The sequence below is a fragment of the Pseudoalteromonas sp. Z1A2 genome, assembly GCF_011378755.1.
GTDB lineage: Bacteria > Pseudomonadota > Gammaproteobacteria > Enterobacterales > Alteromonadaceae > Pseudoalteromonas > Pseudoalteromonas distincta.
In genome coordinates this window covers 1-18,101 of the sequence record NZ_WTKX01000013.1, presented here as the reverse complement: position 1 = coordinate 18,101, position 18,101 = coordinate 1, and the positions used below count along the sequence as shown (strand labels likewise).

The 18,101-nt window shown below is 38.7% G+C and carries 13 protein-coding genes; 6 read left to right on the top strand and 7 right to left on the bottom strand.

Annotation, left to right across the window (positions count from 1 at the left end):
* Positions 1-44: 44 nt before the first annotated feature.
* Complete coding sequence (locus GQR47_RS10600; protein ID WP_024595167.1) at positions 45-326, bottom strand: MliC family protein; 282 nt, start codon at positions 324-326, stop codon at positions 45-47.
* Positions 327-471: 145 nt separating this feature from the next.
* On the opposite strand from GQR47_RS10600, the gene GQR47_RS10595 reads away from it, so the two are divergent.
* Both GQR47_RS10595 and GQR47_RS10590 read left to right on the top strand, forming a co-directional pair.
* Positions 472-1,377 (top strand): DUF808 domain-containing protein, encoded by a 906-nt coding sequence (locus GQR47_RS10595; protein ID WP_024595166.1) that lies wholly within the window; start codon positions 472-474, stop codon positions 1,375-1,377.
* A gap of 80 nt (positions 1,378-1,457) precedes the next feature.
* Positions 1,458-3,422: a S9 family peptidase gene (locus GQR47_RS10590; protein ID WP_240915884.1), complete on the top strand. Its 1,965-nt coding sequence runs from the start codon at positions 1,458-1,460 to the stop codon at positions 3,420-3,422.
* 33 nt (positions 3,423-3,455) lie between these two features.
* On the opposite strand, the gene GQR47_RS10585 is transcribed toward GQR47_RS10590, so the two are convergent.
* From GQR47_RS10585 to GQR47_RS10575, 3 genes are all read right to left on the bottom strand, one after another.
* Positions 3,456-4,397 (bottom strand): SEL1-like repeat protein, encoded by a 942-nt coding sequence (locus GQR47_RS10585; protein ID WP_165723770.1) that lies wholly within the window; start codon positions 4,395-4,397, stop codon positions 3,456-3,458.
* Between the two features lie 86 nt (positions 4,398-4,483).
* Positions 4,484-5,884: a M20/M25/M40 family metallo-hydrolase gene (locus GQR47_RS10580; protein WP_165723769.1), complete on the bottom strand. Its 1,401-nt coding sequence runs from the start codon at positions 5,882-5,884 to the stop codon at positions 4,484-4,486.
* Between the two features lie 180 nt (positions 5,885-6,064).
* Positions 6,065-8,143, bottom strand: coding sequence for a TonB-dependent receptor (locus GQR47_RS10575; protein ID WP_024594867.1), 2,079 nt, complete (start codon positions 8,141-8,143; stop codon positions 6,065-6,067).
* 188 nt (positions 8,144-8,331) lie between these two features.
* Here GQR47_RS10575 and dbpA point away from each other — a divergent pair, with 188 nt between their 5' ends.
* Positions 8,332-9,720 (top strand): ATP-dependent RNA helicase DbpA, encoded by a 1,389-nt coding sequence (gene dbpA, locus GQR47_RS10570; RefSeq protein WP_024594868.1) that lies wholly within the window; start codon positions 8,332-8,334, stop codon positions 9,718-9,720.
* A 22-nt stretch (positions 9,721-9,742) separates the two neighbouring features.
* Here dbpA and GQR47_RS10565 read toward each other — a convergent pair whose 3' ends face one another.
* Entirely contained in the window at positions 9,743-10,315 is a 573-nt protein-coding gene (locus GQR47_RS10565) for a DNA-J related domain-containing protein (protein WP_002960947.1), read from the bottom strand.
* Between the two features lie 76 nt (positions 10,316-10,391).
* Between GQR47_RS10565 and GQR47_RS10560 the strand changes: the two genes are divergently transcribed.
* On the top strand, positions 10,392-13,211 hold the full coding sequence (locus GQR47_RS10560) for an ATP-binding protein (protein WP_024594869.1): 2,820 nt from the start codon (positions 10,392-10,394) through the stop codon (positions 13,209-13,211).
* A gap of 63 nt (positions 13,212-13,274) precedes the next feature.
* Here the strand turns inward: GQR47_RS10560 and rho are convergent, their stop codons facing one another.
* On the bottom strand, positions 13,275-14,534 hold the full coding sequence (gene rho / locus GQR47_RS10555) for a transcription termination factor Rho (RefSeq protein WP_002960945.1): 1,260 nt from the start codon (positions 14,532-14,534) through the stop codon (positions 13,275-13,277).
* 185 nt (positions 14,535-14,719) lie between these two features.
* Positions 14,720-15,046: a thioredoxin TrxA gene (gene trxA, locus GQR47_RS10550; RefSeq protein WP_002960942.1), complete on the bottom strand. Its 327-nt coding sequence runs from the start codon at positions 15,044-15,046 to the stop codon at positions 14,720-14,722.
* A 91-nt stretch (positions 15,047-15,137) separates the two neighbouring features.
* Between trxA and rhlB the strand changes: the two genes are divergently transcribed.
* A complete protein-coding gene (gene rhlB / locus GQR47_RS10545) occupies positions 15,138-16,415 on the top strand; it encodes an ATP-dependent RNA helicase RhlB (protein ID WP_002960940.1) in 1,278 nt (425 codons plus the stop codon).
* Between the two features lie 43 nt (positions 16,416-16,458).
* On the top strand, positions 16,459-17,952 hold the full coding sequence (gppA, locus tag GQR47_RS10540; protein WP_024594870.1) for a guanosine-5'-triphosphate,3'-diphosphate diphosphatase: 1,494 nt from the start codon (positions 16,459-16,461) through the stop codon (positions 17,950-17,952).
* Positions 17,953-18,101 lie beyond the last annotated feature (149 nt).

The following is an 18,101-nucleotide window of genomic DNA, read 5'->3' as shown; positions in this document are numbered from 1 at the left end:
TTTAATTATTGTAGCATTATTGTAATTTATTGGTTGTTTTTATGTTAAACCTTGGTGCACTGTCTTTTTTTACCTGCGATGATTAACATGGCTTCATTACCCTTACCCCAAAACAGTACCTCTTCACTTATATATTTATTCCCTGATGCACTTTTTTCGTGATTAAGTACATGCACTTTATTGTTAAAGATAAGTTCGGCTTCAGAATTGTTAATGATGTTGAGTTTTACGCTCTCATCATCGCATTGGTAAGCAGTACTGGTTTTTAAATCACTACAAGCGGTTAAGCTTAGTAAAATAGCGATTAATGCTAAATATACTTTCATTTTTCCTCCCATCTTCTTTAAGCGTTAGTTAAAACACAGGGCAAAATTTTAATCTAATGTAAGAATAACAAAGCAAAATTAACCGTTGGTGAAAGCAGCGCTTTAAGTTATGTTTATAGCAATATTTTTTGAGCTCGGAAGCTTTATGGCAGGTACTAACCTTTTAACGTTATTAGATGATATAACCACTTTACTTGATGACATTGCGACAATGAGTAAGGTTGCAACAAAAAAAACAGCGGGTGTATTAGGCGATGACTTAGCGCTCAATGCACAGCAGGTTACAGGTGTAGCAGCAGAGCGTGAATTACCGGTTGTTTGGGCTGTGGCAAAGGGCTCATTTTTAAATAAAGCGATACTCGTACCCGCTGCTTTATTAATAAGCGTATGGCTGCCTTGGTTAATAACACCGCTTTTAATGATGGGTGGTTTGTTTTTATGTTTTGAGGGAGCTGAAAAAGTATTTGCTAAGTTTTTGCCTCATAACAGTGAAGCGGTAGACGAAGATGAAAAGTTAGATTTAGTTGAGTACGAAAAACAAAAAATAAAAGGGGCAATAAGAACCGACTTTATTCTTTCTGCCGAAATTATTGTGATTACTTTAGGTACTGTGGCTGGTGCTACATTGCTTAATCAAGCTTTAGTGCTTTGTGTTATCGCAATTATAATGACTATTGGTGTTTATGGCTTAGTGGCAGGTATTGTAAAACTGGATGATGCAGGGCTTTATTTACTCAACCAATCAAAGGTAACAGCTAATAAATTTAAAGAATTACTTGGGAAAGGCTTACTCGCAGCAGCGCCTAGGTTGATGCAGTTTTTAGCATTTGCGGGCACCATCGCGATGTTTTTAGTAGGTGGCGGGATTTTAGTACATGGTGTTGAGTTACTGCATCATACTCAAGTCGATGTAACAAACTATGCCCAATCTGTTGCTGGCGGTACAGGAGAAGTATTAGCTCCTCTATTGTTTGATGGTTTGCTAGGCGTGATTGCTGGCTTAGTTGTCGTGCTTATACATGTAGGTTATACAAAGTTATTTAAAAAATAGCAGACACATTTAGTTATCATTTTCGTTACATTTTATAAGACTTTATATATTATGACTTCTTGTTGTTAATACAGGGAATTATGATGAATTTTCTTTTAAGATGTAACTTGTTAGTACTTCTGTTATTTGTAAGCTTTTTTAGCTTCTCAAAGCAGCCCCAAATCCCCGTGGAGTACTTCAGTAAAAATAAAGAGTTTAATCACGCTACTATTTCTCCAGGCGGCGAGTATTTAGCGGTTATAAATAAAGTTGCAGGTAAAAATGCGCTTGTTATTTTTGATACTGAAAACTTTAAAATGCTTCATGCAGTTGCCTTTGAAGGAAATGCTCAAGTTGGTGATTATCATTGGGTTAATAATGAACGAGTTGTTGTCACTAAAGAGTATTTAAAAGGGTGGCAAGACCACCCTGAATATCATGGTGAGATATTTGGCGTAAATGCTAATGGGGCTAGAGGTAAGTATCTAATTGGTTACCATGGTGAAATGCAAACAGGTACACGCCTTAAAAGGCAGACTCCTTTATACGGAACTTCATTTGTATTAGATCCCTTAGTTACTAACAAAAGAAAAATGTTAGTAGTTACCTATCCTTGGACCTCGAGTAATGAGCCGCATACTATTGTCTATGAAGTAGATGTATATACGGGCAAAAGGAAGCAAGTTACTTTGTCTCCATCACGTATGGCTGAATTTTTAACTGACCACGATGGTAATGTTCGTGTTTCAGTATCTACAGATAATTATATAGATGCAAAAATACATACTAAGGCAAAAGATGGCGGTGACTGGGAGAAATTAAATTTAGGAGAGGTTAGTTATGGCGATATTAGACTAAAAGCTTTTGATAAGTCTGGTGACAACATTTATATGACTGCTTCTGTTGGTGGAGAGGCTGAAGGGTTATATAAACTAAATTTAAATACTAAGGAAATTGAATTAGTTCATCAAGAACAATATGTATCTCCAAAAAGAGTTTGGGTTGATGAAGTTTCAAAAGAATTATTTGCAATAGAAAGTGAGTTAGGTTATCCAAACTATGCTTTTATAGATAAAGACTCTCATAAAAGTGTTCGTTTAAAGTCTTTGATAGAAGCATTGCAGGGCGACCAAGTGCAGTTAGTCAGTAGCACCTCTAATGGCGATATTAATGTTATTTACGCATCAAGTGATACCAACCCTGGTAAATATTACTTATACGATGGGGTACAAAATAAGCTAAGAATATTATTTTCAGCGCGTGGCTGGCTGAACGAAAATGAGCTTTCAAAGACAAAACCTATTCAATATAAAACTCGGGATGGTTTAACTATTTATGGGTATTTAACTGTTCCTAATGGTCTTGAAGATAAAAACTTACCTCTAGTTGTAATGCCTCATGGCGGTCCACATGGCCCTCGTGATTATTGGGGTTATGATTCTGAGGTACAGTTATTAGCAAGTAGGGGAATGGCTGTACTAAGAGTTAATTTTAGAGGTTCAGGTGGGTTTGGTCGAAACTTCGAAGAAGCAGGTTACCAAAAGTGGGGTTCTGATATTCAGTTTGATATTATTGATGGTGTTAAGTTTTTAATTTCTAATGGAACGGTAAACAAAAACAACATATGTATAATGGGATCAAGCTTTGGTGCTTATTCAGCTTTGCAGAGCGCCATTTTAGAGCCAGACATGTTTAAGTGTGCAATTGGAACAGTTGGTATTTATGACCTACCGCTAATGTTTGAAGAAGGTGATATTTCAGGGCGTAGTACAGGACAAAACTATCTTGAAAACGTTTTAGGCACTGATGAAACGCTTTTGAAGGCATTTTCACCTAGCTATAATATAGATAAGCTTAAAGCAGCTGTGTTCATAGTTCACGCAGGTGAAGATGCACGAGCCCCTATTGAACAAGCCGAATCATTAATTGCTGCATTGAAAAAAGCTAACCATCCTTATAAGTACGTGTTATTGGAGGATGAGGGCCATGGTTTTTACAAAGAAGAACACAGAACTGCTTACTACAAACAAGTAATTAATTTTTTAGATAAACATTTAGAGTTATAAAATATTAAAGCAGCAAGTAACATACTTGCTGCTTTATTCACAGCTAGCTATTTTACAAAGAGATTCCAATTCAAATTGTGCTTTAGTATTTTTTTGCTCAATGGCCTTTTTATACCAATAAATAGCTTGCTGTTGATCCTGATCTATTCCCTGACCATCACGATACATTTGCGCTAAATTTAATTGCCCCCATTGAGAGCCCGCTTCAGCAGCTTGTTTAAAGCTATTAAATGCTTCAACAAACAAACCATCTTTAAAATAAATAATGCCTTGTTGATTGTTTTTATCGAGCTTTAAGCCTTTATATAGTGGCTTAGGTTTGGGAGGATGCATCACAAACCCACCATAAAGGATGTTGGCATAGGGGCGCAGCACGTCGTAAATAGCTTCGTCGTTGTAAAGGCGTGCTACTTCATCACGAGGGAGGGTGATTGTTTTAGTGGAAAAGTAATTGTCTTGAATTAGCTGGCTAGTACGCATTGCCAAAGTAATACTATTATTACGTTTATAGCTGTAGTTGCTTATCTGAAAGGTAATAAATTGTTCGTCAAAATTTAAAATTTGAGCAATTCTTAAATTGGTTAAGGTCCAGGGCTCGTGTGTAAATTTGTCGGCGTGTACTAAGTAAGTATCATATATTTTAGGCGTATTTAAATAGCCTTCCTTTCGAGTCTCGCTATTAAGGTGCTGTTGATAAACAAATAAAACAATCCAAAGTAATAAAAATACACCAATAAAGTATTTAGGTAGGCTTAGTTTTTCTATTAACGGTAGTTGCGATATTTTAACCGGTTCGCTTTTTCCGCATTGATAGCACTCACGTTTATAGCTTAATTTTAAGGCAAGCATAGGTAAAATACTAAACCGTAAATAGCGGCTTTTATTTACTAAATGGTAGGCGTCGCTTTGACAATGAGGGCAGCGTGTTGTTTGTGCAAAATGTGGAAATGATTCACTCGTGTTGAAAAGTAACATAAAGCACGCTCCTTGTTTAATTACCTAAAGGTAAAACAAGAAGCGTGTTAGTTAAAGCCACAAACTGTAAGTAAGTATGTCTGTTATTACTTATTTTGAGCTTTAGGCTTAATTGTTGTTTTTGCATCAGCAGCCATTAGAGCAAATACAGCGTATGCAGCGGTATTTTGACGCAGCTTAGCAGGTGTTACTTTATCAAGCGTATCGTCAGCTGTATGGTGGTAATCAAAGTAATCTGTTCCATCTTGAGCAAGTTCAAAAATAGGTGCTGAGGTTGCTGCTTTAAGTGGAATTAGGTCAGGGCCACCATTCGCTTGGTTTTTACCAATATGCTCAATATTTAACGGCGAAAGTTCTTTTGCAATAGCACGCACTACAGGAAGTGACTCTGCGCTTACGTTCGATTCAAAAGCATATACAACATCAGCGCCAAAATCAGACTCAGCTGCTGCAACAATATTGCTTAGCTCGTTTTTATGCTTTGCAAAATAGGCTTTTGCACCCCAAAGGCCTAGCTCTTCGGCTGCAAAAAGTACCACACGAATACTTCGCTTAGGACGCTTTACATCGCTAATATGTTTAGCGGCTGCCATTGTTAGTGCAACGCCTGCGCCGTCATCTAGTGCGCCAGTCCCTAAGTCCCAAGAATCTAAATGCCCGCCAATTAATACATATTGCTCAGGGTTTTCGGTACCATTAAATTGGCCAATAACGTTATAACCTGTGCCTTCACCAAGGCTTTCGGTTTGCACATTAATATTTACCGATACGTCTTTATCTAAAGCAATGAGTCGTGCAATCTGATCGGCATCTGGGTTAGCAATGGTTACATTAGGTATTTTTGTAACACCTTCTTTGTAGTAACTACCGCCAGTGTGTGCAAAACGATGATGACCAGTACTTACCGAGCGCATCATGTAGGCAACAGCGCCTTTTTTAGACGCTTCTATAGCGCCTGTGCCACGTGCTTTTACAGCAGGTCCGTAACCATTCCCATCTATATCGCGGTTCATGCGGTAATTAATATACGCAATTTTACCTTTTAGGCTATTTGCAGGTGCTGCAATTAACTCATCAAGTGTTTCGAATAAGACTACTGGCGCTGTGATCCCATCTTTAGGCGTGCTTATACTGTTACCTAATGCAGTTAAATGTAGAGGTTGCTCGCTTGGTGTTAGTATTTTTCCGCTTTCGCTATAACGGCGCCATTCAGGAAAAGTCGCTTCTTCAAGCCATACTTTATCAAAACCAAGCTCATTAAATTTAGCTTTAGCCCATGCCACTGCTTTTTTATCATTTTCAGTACCAGGTAAGCGAGGTCCTACTTCAGTTGTTAATGACTCTAGTAATTTATAGCTTAGATCACTATTTAGTGCAGAGGTGCGCACTTCATTGACTTGTTGTAATTGCTTTTGGGTAAATTCGGCGTTGTTAGCGTTTGCAGCCATACTGCTAGTAAGCAGCAGTGCGGTAATTAATTTTTTCATTTGGGTAAGCCTTTTTAATAATTAGCGCTATTAGAACATGTAACAAACATGATAAAAAATAGATGAGATGAATAGGCTTTGTAATAGGTTTAATGCTGTTAGGTATAAAAGTTTAGATATAAAAAAGCCCGCGTAAATGTACGCGGGCTATCTTTTAACACTGTTATTTAAGGCATTTATTTAAAAGCTAAATTGCGCTGCTAAACGAAGATTTGTGCCCTCGCCAACAGTTACATTACTCGTGCCGCCACCACCTAAATAGCTTTTATCAAATAAGTTTTCGATGTTAAGACGTAAATTAATATCGGTATTGCTTAAGTTAAACTTATAAGTGGCGCCAACATCAACACGTGTATATGCATCTTTAGTAATTGTATTATCGCTATCTGCAAAGCGCTCGCCTTCGTAAAAAGCGCCAGCGTTAATGGCAATGGCGTCGTTTAATTCATAACGAGTCCAAAGTGATGCCGACCATTTTGGTGCATCGGTAGGGCGTTTACCTTCCAATACTTCATCGCGTTCAAAGTTAGCATCTAGATACATAGTTGATGCCATAACAAATAAGCGGTCGGTAGCAGCACCTTGTGCGCTTACTTCAACACCTTTATGGCGTTGTTCACCCACTTGGTTTGTTTCACTTGTGAATGAGCCAATAGGCGTCTCAAGCTGTTCGCTAACAAGTGTGCCTTCTTTACTAATATCAAAAATTGCACCTGTAAGCAGTAAACGGTCATCAAATAATTGCCATTTAATACCAATCTCTCTTTGCTCTGAGGTAATGGCATCTAGCTTCATGCCATTATTTACATCGGTTTCATCAATCAGAGTTTCACTACCTTGAGGCTCAAAACCTTCTGAATAACTTGCATATATAGTTGCCGAAGTATTTGGATGATAAAGCACACCTACCTTTGGTACAAATGACTCGTTATCTGCACCTTCTCGAGTTTGCTTATCGTAACGGCCACCTAGCGATAATTGCCATTGTGGTGAGAACGAAATTAAGTCCTGAACGTAAATACCGTAATAGTCGTATTCAGTTTCGCTTACTGTATCATCTGTTTTATAACTTACAGATGGGCGTGATGGTTCTGCTTGTCCTGCAGAAAAATCAAAGTAGTCAGCAGAAGTACGGCGTTGCCCGTAGTAGTAATCTAGCGAGTTTGCGCCAATTAAAAACTGATGCTGTAAGCTACCTGTTTTAAATTCACCAATAAAATCAATAAATGCAGTTTTAAATTGCCAATCGTCAAAACGGTCGTAAGGACGAGATTCATAGCTGTCACCTTCAGCAAAGCTACTAGGCATGCGAGGTGCTGACTCAAAGCGTTGACGTTCAAACGTTTGTTCGTTATAGCCAAGTTTTACTTGCCAGTTATCGGTTAAAAATACTTCTAGGTCTACACCTAGGTTTTCTACGGTTATGTCGGTAAATGCCCAAGACATATCACGGATTGTTTTATCGCTACCAATTACATTGGCATTATCGTCTATCCATGCGCCAGTATCTAAACCTGCTTCGTCATCTGTGCGGTCGTAATGCACACGTACTAATGCGTTATCGCTAATATCGTAATCTACAACTAATGCACCTAAAAAGCGGTCACGCTCACGGTTTTCACCGTTTTGGTACTCACGCCAGTAGTCAACGTCTTGCTTTACTAAAATCCCGCGAGCACGTAAATCTTCCGATTCAGTCAAGGCACCTGCAGCGTCAACCATAAAGCGCGTTGAGCCATGCTGATCTACATCGGCACTGGCATTAAATAGTGTTTGTGCTGTAGGCTTTTTAGTTACCATGTTAACCAAGCCACCGGGGCCTGACTGACCATATAAAATACTTGATGGGCCTTTAATTACTTCAACTTGCTGCAAAATTTCGATTGGTTGCTGATAGTGCGACCAATGCTGATGACCGTCGCGTAAATAACCTGTCGATGAGCTCAGCTCAAAGCCACGTAAGTTAAATACTTCACGATTTCGTTGTTGTGAGCCTGCAGTTAAGCTTGCGTCATTTGTGAGTACTTCGCCAAGTGTAGTGGCAAGCTGTTCGCTAATAATAGTGTCGGTTATTACAGTAACAGATTGTGCAGTTTCAAGTAATGAAGCTGATGTTCTCATTGCGCCATTAGCGTTATCTACTTTGTAATCGTTAAAGTAGCTTCCCTTTACTTCTATGCGTTCAAGGTCGGTAGTGTTTGCATATGTGCTTGTTGTAATGCTTGCTAATAGTGCTATGTAAATAGAATTCAGTTTCATTAATTGCTTCCAGCGCAGGTATGTAAAAACAATCGCGATCTTAATGCAAACTACTATCATTTTCAACACCTTTCATTAACATGTTTTATAATGTGTTTGTTAATGGTTGCCAATTACGAATTCTGCTATTATAAGCTGCATATTAGTGGGGCTTTCTCCCATGTTATTTTATTGCTATGGAACTTACTGTGACTTCAACTGCTTTTTCATCTTTGGCTTTACCGGCTGGACTCGTTGATAACTTATCAACACTTGGCTATGCCCACATGACACCTGTACAAGCGCAAAGTTTGCCGCCTGTACTTGCTGGTAAAGACATCATTGCTCAGGCAAAAACCGGTTCAGGTAAAACTGCTGCGTTTAGCTTGGGTGTGTTAGCTAAATTAAACGTAAAACGCTTTCGTATTCAATCTTTAGTCTTGTGTCCGACTCGCGAACTTGCCGAGCAGGTTGCGGTAGAAATGCGTAAATTAGCGCGCGGCATTCATAACATTAAAATATTGACGTTATGTGGTGGTGTTTCAATTGGCCCGCAAATAGGTTCACTTGAACATGGCGCGCATATTATTGTTGGCACGCCAGGGCGTGTTGATGACCATATTCGTAAAGGTACTCTACGTTTAGATGATGTGGAAACATTGGTGCTCGATGAAGCTGATCAAATGCTTGATATGGGTTTTCAAGACACACTTGATGCAATTATTGAGCGTATTCCACAAAGTCGTCAAACATTGTTATTTAGTGCTACTTTCCCAAGAGCTATTGAAGCAATTGCTAAGCGTGTACTTAAAAATCCAGAAATGGTTAAAGTAGAAGAAGAGCAAGCCAAAAGCACAATTAAGCAGTACTTCTACAAAATGGATAACAATAAGCAGCGCTATCCAACGCTTAAGTTATTACTTCTTAAATTTACACCACAAAGCTGTGTTGTATTTTGTAATACCAAAGTAGAAACTCAACAAGTGTGTGATGATTTAGCTGACGAAGGCTTCAGCGCTGTTGCATTGCACGGTGATTTAGAGCAACGCGATCGTGAACGTACGCTAATTCACTTTTCAAATAAAAGTGCTTCAATACTTGTTGCAACCGATGTTGCTGCACGAGGTTTAGATATTGATGACATGGATATGGTTATTAACTACCATTTAGCACATGACACGCAAACACATGTTCACCGTGTTGGCCGAACTGGACGTGCTGGTAAAAAGGGCATTGCTTGTTCTATTTACGGTGAAGCTGAAGCGTTTAAAATTGCACAAATTGGCGATCATTACGAGCGTGATATTACTCCAGAGCAAATGCCGCCGTTTAATTTATTAGATAAACCGCCGTACCGCCCTGAAATGGTTACTTTGATGATTGATTCAGGTAAAAAGCAAAAAGTACGTGCAGGCGATATTCTTGGTGCTCTGACAGGTAAGGATGGAGTTGCAGGTCGTCAGGTAGGTAAAATTAACGTACTTGATAACGTAGCATTTGTTGCTGTTGAACGTAACTCATCAAAACCAGCACTTCGTAAACTAACCGAAGGCAACATTAAAGGGCGTAAAATACGCGCTCGTCGCCTTACTCGTTAATTTAAACCACTAATTTAACAAATTAGCGAGCAGCTACCTTTAGTTGCTCGTATTGTAATTTTATTTTTTTAAACTTAACTTCACAACCATTTGGTTTATCTGGGTGCATCTGTAATGCAAGTTGTCTCCAGCGCTTTTGAACGTTTTTAAGAGTGAAATTTTCAGGTAACTTCCATTCTAAAGCCAACGCTTTAAATTCATTGTCATTTAATACTTGTTGTGGTGATGTCGTTTTAAACTGACGCCAAAAACTATTCAAAAGCTCATCAATTTTCTCTTCACCGGTATCGTAATTACGCCAATCTAAATAATAATCTCGCAAATTTTCGTTCGTTGTTACTAAACTATTATCTTCTTTTTCTAAAAGCTCGATATGCAGAGTTGAAATGAGTAAACTTTGAGGGCGTAATTGTGCCTGCAGTTGGTACAATGCATTCATAATTAAAAAGTTACGTTTAAATAAATCACGTTCAGGGCTTTTATCGAGTGTTGTTATTGCGCTGCGGTTTGTCAGTTCTGCTGCTAAAGTATGAACTTGCCAAACCTGCCTTGTTAATATCAGCTCAAAAATCTCATCAATCAGTGGGTTAAGCATTGTTTAGGCCCTAGTAGTTAGTGTATCTTCAATAAAGATTACACTGATATAAGTAACGGTTTGAAGGATTAAAATTATGCTGGGCAAGTTTAAATGCCTCTTATTTACTATATGCTGTGTACTAATAGCTCCTAGCTTTGCCCAAAATAGTGATTCGTTATTTGAGCAATTCAAAAACGAAGTGCAGTGGGAGCCTAAATTACAATTAGCAAATACGTTACTTGCTAATAAAAACGTTTCTAAAAAAGAGCGTGTCGCTGTTTATTCGGCATTAGGTAATAGTGCGTTATCGGCTGATAATTTTAAAGAATCTTTACACTATTTTAAATTATTAGAAAAAAACACTTCAGATACTTTCTTTCCTGACGAGCACTTTCGTGCAATAAAAATGCAAGGTGTAGCACTTTTTTATCAAGGCCTATTTCAAAAGGCCATAAGTGAATATACCCGCACCCTAGTATTAGCTGAAAAAAATGAACAACTACTTGAACAAGCAAATTTACTAAATAATATTGGTTTGGCTTATTTTAATATGAATAAGCTAGGCGATACCCTAGAGTTTTACTTAAAGGCAAAAGCTATTTACGAAGCGCACGGTAGTGAGCAAGATCAAACCGACATATTACTTAATATAGCAGGCGTTTATATACGCTTATCACGCTACGATAGTGCATTTAGTCTTTATCAAGATGTACTTAAAGTTTATCAGCGGTTAGATGATAAAAGCGGTATTGCGCAGGTATACAACAATATGGGTGTTGCTCATATGGAGAGTAATCAATTTGACTTAGCACTTCATTATTACCAGCTAGCGCTGCGTTATTATATTTCAGCCAATGATTACAATAAGTTATCTACGCAATATACTAACTTGGCAAATACTAATTTAGTGTTAAAAAAAGTAGATGAAGCATACGAGCAAGCTAAATTAGGTGAGTATTATGCGCTTAAAATAGGTAACCATAATTTAGAGCTTAATGCGCTACATGCGCTTGGTAAAATTCAGTTTGTTAAAGGCAACTTAGAAGAGGCGAAAATAAGTTTAGATAGAGCTATTTCACTTGCCCATGAATATGGCAGTGAGCGAATAATTAGGGAGGGTTTAGGGACTAAAGCACTACTTGAAGCCAGTAAAGGCGATTATTCAAGCGCAATGGCCTTGCAACAAGAATATATTAGTGAGCTGCGAAAACTCAGAAGTACAGCAATTATAAATGCATTAGCGGTACTTCAGCATCAATTTAAAGCAACCCAATTAAACCAAGAGATAGAAAAACTTAAACAAGATCGACGTGTGCAAGAGCTAAAAATGTCGCAGCGTTCTCAGCTTACTTTATTCTCTTTTTTACTATTACTTTTGGTTGTTGTAACTGGTATTGCGCTTTACCGCCGTGGCGCAGAAAAACGCGCTAAGCAGCAGTTAACAGAGCAAGTTACGCAGCGCACTGCCGAGTTACAAGCAATAGCACAGGAGCTAAGAGAAGCTAACGATGTTAAAAGCCAGTTTTTGGCCAATATTAGCCACGAAATCCGCACTCCACTAACGGCTATTTTAGGGCAAACAGATGCTTTAATTAATGAATTATATGAGCCTGAGTCACTTAAAGATGAATTAAGAGTAATTCAGCGTCACAGTGACCATTTAAAAAGCTTAATAAATGATGTACTCGATTTAAGTAAAATTGAAGCCAATAGATTAGAGTTAAATATTTCGTGCTTTGATATTGTAGAGCTTGTAAATGACGTACATGCAATGTTTATCACTCAAGCAAAAGCAAAAAATTTACGCCTCATTTTAGACAATCAAGTGGGTAATGAGTTTTACACTAAGCTGGATTTAATACGCGTAAAACAGATTCTTATAAATTTATGTGCTAATGCTATTAAGTTTACTCACGCTGGCCAAATCATTATTGCTTTAAATAAGAGTGAACAAGGGCTAGTGATTATTGTAAAAGATACCGGTATTGGTATGAGCTCTAAACAGTTAAAGCTTATTTTTGAATGCTTTAGCCAAGCTGATAACAGTATTAGCCGTCGCTTTGGGGGGACAGGGTTAGGCCTTAGCTTATCGCAACAATTAGCCGCGATGATGGGCGGTTATATCAGTGTACAAAGCGAATACAAAAAGGGCAGTCAGTTTTCGTTCTTTTTACCGTGCGCAGAGGTAAATAAATCGCAAAGCCTGATTGAAACTCAAAGTGCTCCAAAGGTAAATAAGCAATTGGCAGGGCGTGTTGTACTTGCAGAAGATCACCCTGATAATCGAAGGTTAATAAGCCGCTATTTACGTTCAATGGGGCTCGAGGTTATTGCCGTTGAAAACGGTGAGCAAGCGGTAGAGCAGTGCTTAAAAGAGTATCCTGATTTAGTGCTACTCGATATTCAAATGCCTGTGATGGATGGGCGTTCTGCTTTTCAGCTATTAAAACAGTGTGGTTTTGAGCGGCCTATTTTTGCTTTAACTGCAAATGCTATGAGTCATGAAGTGGATGGCTATTTAGAGTTAGGGTTTAGTGGTTACTTAGGTAAACCGATAGATAAAGAGTCATTTTATAAAGCGCTTTCCAGCCACCTACATAATGCAGAAGATCAGCCAATTACAAAGCAAAATGAAGTTGATATGAGCGATCTTGTCATTAGTTTTAAGCAAAGCTTTGCTTTGGAGAGTGAAACGATTACTCAGCATTTTATAAGTGAAGATTTAGCCGCGCTACAAAAAGATAGTCATCGCATTTTAGGAGCGGCGCAAATGTTTGGTTTAGATGAAATTGCGCAATCGGCTCAAAGTTTAGATAGAGCCCTTTTACGCAGGACCCAAAAAAGTAGTGCGAATGACTTTAAAGCGCTCGTTGATACGCTGCAGAGTGTACTAAAAAAGTATAACGAAAGTTAAACTGTGTTTAATCCAGACATAAAAAAAGCGCCTTAGGCGCTTTTTTTATTCAGCTAAGATGCTTTATTGGCGTCTCATCGAATCAAAAAATTCATCATTGGTTTTGCTCATCGATAGTTTATCGATTAAGAATTCCATTGCATCAATTTCTGACATGTCATGAACAATTTTACGTAAAATCCAAAGCTTTTGAAGCTCATCTGGTTTTGTTAGTAATTCTTCACGACGAGTGCCTGAACGATTAAAGTCGATAGCAGGGAATACACGTCTTTCCGCAATTTTACGGTTAAGGTGAAGTTCCATGTTACCAGTACCTTTAAACTCTTCGTAGATAACTTCATCCATTTTAGAGCCGGTATCGATAAGCGCTGTAGCTATAATTGTTAAGCTACCACCTTCCTCAACGTTACGTGCAGCACCAAAGAAGCGCTTAGGTTTATGTAATGCGTTAGCGTCAACACCACCAGTAAGTACTTTACCTGATGAAGGAATAACGGTGTTATAAGCACGTGCTAAACGAGTGATTGAATCCAATAAGATAACAACATCTTTTTTATGTTCAACTAGGCGTTTTGCTTTTTCGATAACCATTTCGGCAACTTGTACGTGACGAGAAGCTGGCTCATCGAACGTTGATGCAATAACTTCACCTTTAACTAGGCGTTGCATCTCTGTTACTTCTTCCGGACGTTCATCAATAAGTAAAACCATTAATGTTACATCAGGGTGATTATGCGTAATTGATTGTGCAATGTTTTGAAGTAGCATTGTTTTACCCGCTTTTGGCGGAGCTACTAACAAGCCACGTTGGCCGCGGCCAATAGGAGATGCTAAATCAAGTACACGGGCTGTAATATCTTCTTTACTGCCGTTACCACGTTCCATGCGAAAACGTTCGTTTGCATGTAGTGGAGTAAGGTTTTCAAAAAGAATTTTAGTTCGAGAGTTTTCAGGTTTATCAAAGTTAACTTCATTTACTTTGAGTAAAGCAAAGTAACGTTCACCGTCTTTAGGTGGACGAATAAGGCCTGAAATTGAATCGCCAGTACGCATGCTGAAACGGCGAATTTGGCTAGGTGAAACATAAATGTCATCTGGCCCAGCTAAGTAAGAGGCTTCTGATGATCTTAAGAAGCCGAAACCATCTTGTAAAATCTCTAATACACCGCCGCCGAAGATATTCTCTCCGCCTTTGGCATGGGATTTAAGAATGGCAAAAATGATATCTTGCTTTCTTAAGCGGGCTACGTTTTCGAGCCCCATGGACTCAGCTAAGTCTACAAGCTCTTTAATCGACTTGTCTTTTAATTCGCGTAAATGCATATTGGTGGGTTCTTTATTACAGTTGTCATACTCAAAATCGCTTTGATCGTTGAGTGAGGTTTGTTGAATATAACTAAGGATTAGTTGGCTTTATAAACTAGCAGTTCACTGGCAAAGCGTCCAGTCTTTATACAAAATAAATTTAAAAAAGGGCAAAAAGCCCTTTTTATTGTTCTAGCTTACCGTTAGATGTTGTTTTCTAAAAACTCGATAAGTTGAGTTTTTGAAAGAGCACCTACTTTCGTTGCAGCTACTTGGCCATCTTTAAAAAGAAGTAAAGTAGGGATACCACGAATACCAAACTTTGGCGGTGTGCCAGCATTTTGGTCAATATTTAATTTAGCAACAGTCACACGGCTGTCGTATTCATCAGCAACTTCGTGAAGAATAGGGGCGATCATTTTACAAGGTCCACACCATTCAGCCCAGAAATCTACTAGTACTGGTTTGTCTGATTGTAATACGTCAGCTTCAAAGCTATCGTCAGTAATTTGGATTATTTTCTCGCTCATTGCGCTCTCCGATTTAGTTAGGCGAAATATTTAGTGCGTATTTAAACACTCTTGTTTCTTATTGCAAGTTTAAACGTTATGCTTAAACGCTATGACTAAGACACATTTAACCGATAAAAAGTTTTCAGACTTTGCTATCGCACCGGAAGTGGTTGCCGGTTTAACCGAGAATGGGTTTGAATATTGCACACCTATTCAAGCAAAATGCCTACCTTTTATTTGTGATGGACGCGATATCGCGGGCCAAGCTCAAACGGGTACAGGCAAAACGTTGGCGTTTTTAACCGCCACGTGCCATCGGTTATTACAATCTAGCAAAGCACCTAGTAAACATCCAAGAGCCCTGATCATGGCCCCTACTCGGGAGCTTGCGATTCAGATACACAAAGATGCTAAAATTTTAGCGCCGCACTGTAATCTTAACTTAGGTTTAGTATATGGTGGCGAAGATTACGAAAAACAACGTGCACAACTAGAAAAAGGCGTTGATATTTTAATTGGTACTACAGGTCGCCTAATTGATCTGTATAAGCAAGGCTGTTACACCCTTAATGAAATTGAGGTAGTCGTGCTGGACGAAGCCGATCGTATGTTCGATTTAGGTTTTATCAAAGATATTCGCTATATGTTCGATCGTATGCCAGATACATCAAAGCGTTTAAACTTATTATTCTCTGCCACATTGTCGTACCGCGTACAAGAATTAGCTTTTGAGCACATGACAAACCCAGAGCATGTTCAAATTGAACCTGACGTTAAAACGGGTAAACGTATTCAAGAAGAGCTATTTCATCCTTCGCAAGAAGATAAAATTAAGCTGTTGTTAACCTTAATTGAAGAAGAATGGCCAGAGAAGGCAATCGTGTTTGCAAATACCAAGCACAGTTGTGAAACAGTATATGCTTGGCTTAAATCAGACGGTCATCGTGTAGGTATGCTTACTGGTGATGTAAACCAGAAAAAACGCCAAACTATATTAGCGCAATTCAGCAAAGGTGATTTAGACTTTTTAGTTGCGACCGATGTTGCAGCGCGTGGTCTTCATATTCCAGAAGTAAGTCATGTGTTTAACTTTGATTTACCTGACGATTGTGAAGATTATGTTCACCGTATTGGCCGTACTGGCCGCGCTGGTGCATCAGGCCACGCAATTAGTTTTGCATGTGAGCAATATGCATACAACCTGCATGAAATTGAAGAATATATAGAGCACAGCATTCCTTTATCACATTATGATAAAACAGCATTGCTAGATGATTTAACTCAGCCTATTATTCAAAGAAAGCGCAACTATTCAACAGGTCCACGTAACCGTAGTAATAACAGCGGACGTCGCCCAAATAATAGTTACCAAAAAGGACGGTCGTAAGCGACCGTTTGTATGAGTAGTAGTAACTAGAGGTTTTTGAACGGTGGGGCAACTTAAACCGCAAAAAAATGTGTACGCAGTTATTGATTTGGGCTCAAATAGCTTTCATATGCTTATTGCCAAATCAATTGCTGGCGGTCTACAAACAATTGGACGTGTTAAACGCAAAGTCCGATTAGCCGCAGGGCTTGATAAAGGAAACGTATTAAGCACTGAAGCAATGCAGCGAGGCTGGGAATGCCTTGCCCTTTTTGCTGAGCGTCTACAAGATATCCCAGACAAAAACATCACCATAGTAGCAACAGCTACCTTACGCTTAGCAACTAACGCCGACGTATTTAAAAATCATGCCGAAAAAATTCTAGGTCATAACATTAATGTTATTAGCGGAGAATTAGAAGCGCGTACAATTTATAAAGGTGTTGCTCATACTTCATCTTGTACTGGCAAACAGCTTGTTATTGATATTGGTGGTGCAAGTACCGAAGTTGTAATTGGTAAAGCATTTGATGCCTTACATTACAAAAGCCTCAATATGGGGTGTGTTACCTATCTTGAACGCTATTTTAAAGATTGCCAATTAAGTAAGAGTAACTTTAACGCAGCCATAAAAGCAGCTCGAACAGTCATTGATGAAATTTCTCCAGAATATAAAACAGCGGGATGGCAAATTGCATCTGGTGCTTCTGGCACAGTGCAAGCAATTCAAGAAATTATGGTCGCTCAAAATCTTGACGATTTACTTACGCTTGAAAAGCTCAACACTATAAAAGAGCAAGCAATTGCATTTAGCACTATTGCAGCGCTAGACCTTCCTGGATTAAGTGAAGACCGTCGACTGGTATTTGTATCAGGGCTCGCAATCTTAATCGCACTATTTGAATCTCTTGAAATAGAAAAAATGGGATTGGCGGGTGGAGCACTGCGTGAAGGCGTTTTATATAGCATGGTTCCGGAGTTTCATAATAACGACATTCGTAAGCGCACAGTTGATGGGTTTATGAGTCGTTATCACGTTGATCAAAAACAAGCGTGTCGGGTTTCAAGCTTAGCTATGCAGTTAGCGGTAAGTATTGATAAAGATTGGCCAATTGAAAGTTTAAATGGGTTACCACTATTAAAAGCGGTAGCGCAGCTTCATGAGATTGGATTACTAATAGAGTATAAGCAGTACCATAAACACACCGCTTATATTTTGGAAAATACCGATATGCCTGGTTTTTCACAATCTGAGCATAAATTAATAGTAGCGGTAGCAGATGCGCATCGTTCTGATTTTCCAAAAGGCTGTTTTAATTCACTCGGCGTAAATAGTCTATTAGCGCAATATATAGTGAGATTACTACGGATAGCAGTCATCTTATCAATGCGCAGACAAGATGATGTACTGCCTAAGTTTGAGTTAACTGCTAAAAATGAAGTGTTAGACCTTAAGTTTGAAAGTAACTGGTTAAAAGATCATCCATTAATGGCCAGCGAGCTACAACAAGAGTCTAAACAGCAAGGTAAACTTGGGTGGAAGCTCATAGTAAACTAATTAAAAAGGCCAATCAGGGCCTTTTTAGTGTTTAAAGTAACCATTTCGATGCAAATATGTGCGAACAGCACATTATTTCAAGTTTTCTTCAAAAAAGGGTTGATCTGTTTTCGGATCTCCCTATAATGCGACCCCACTGAGACGGGAAA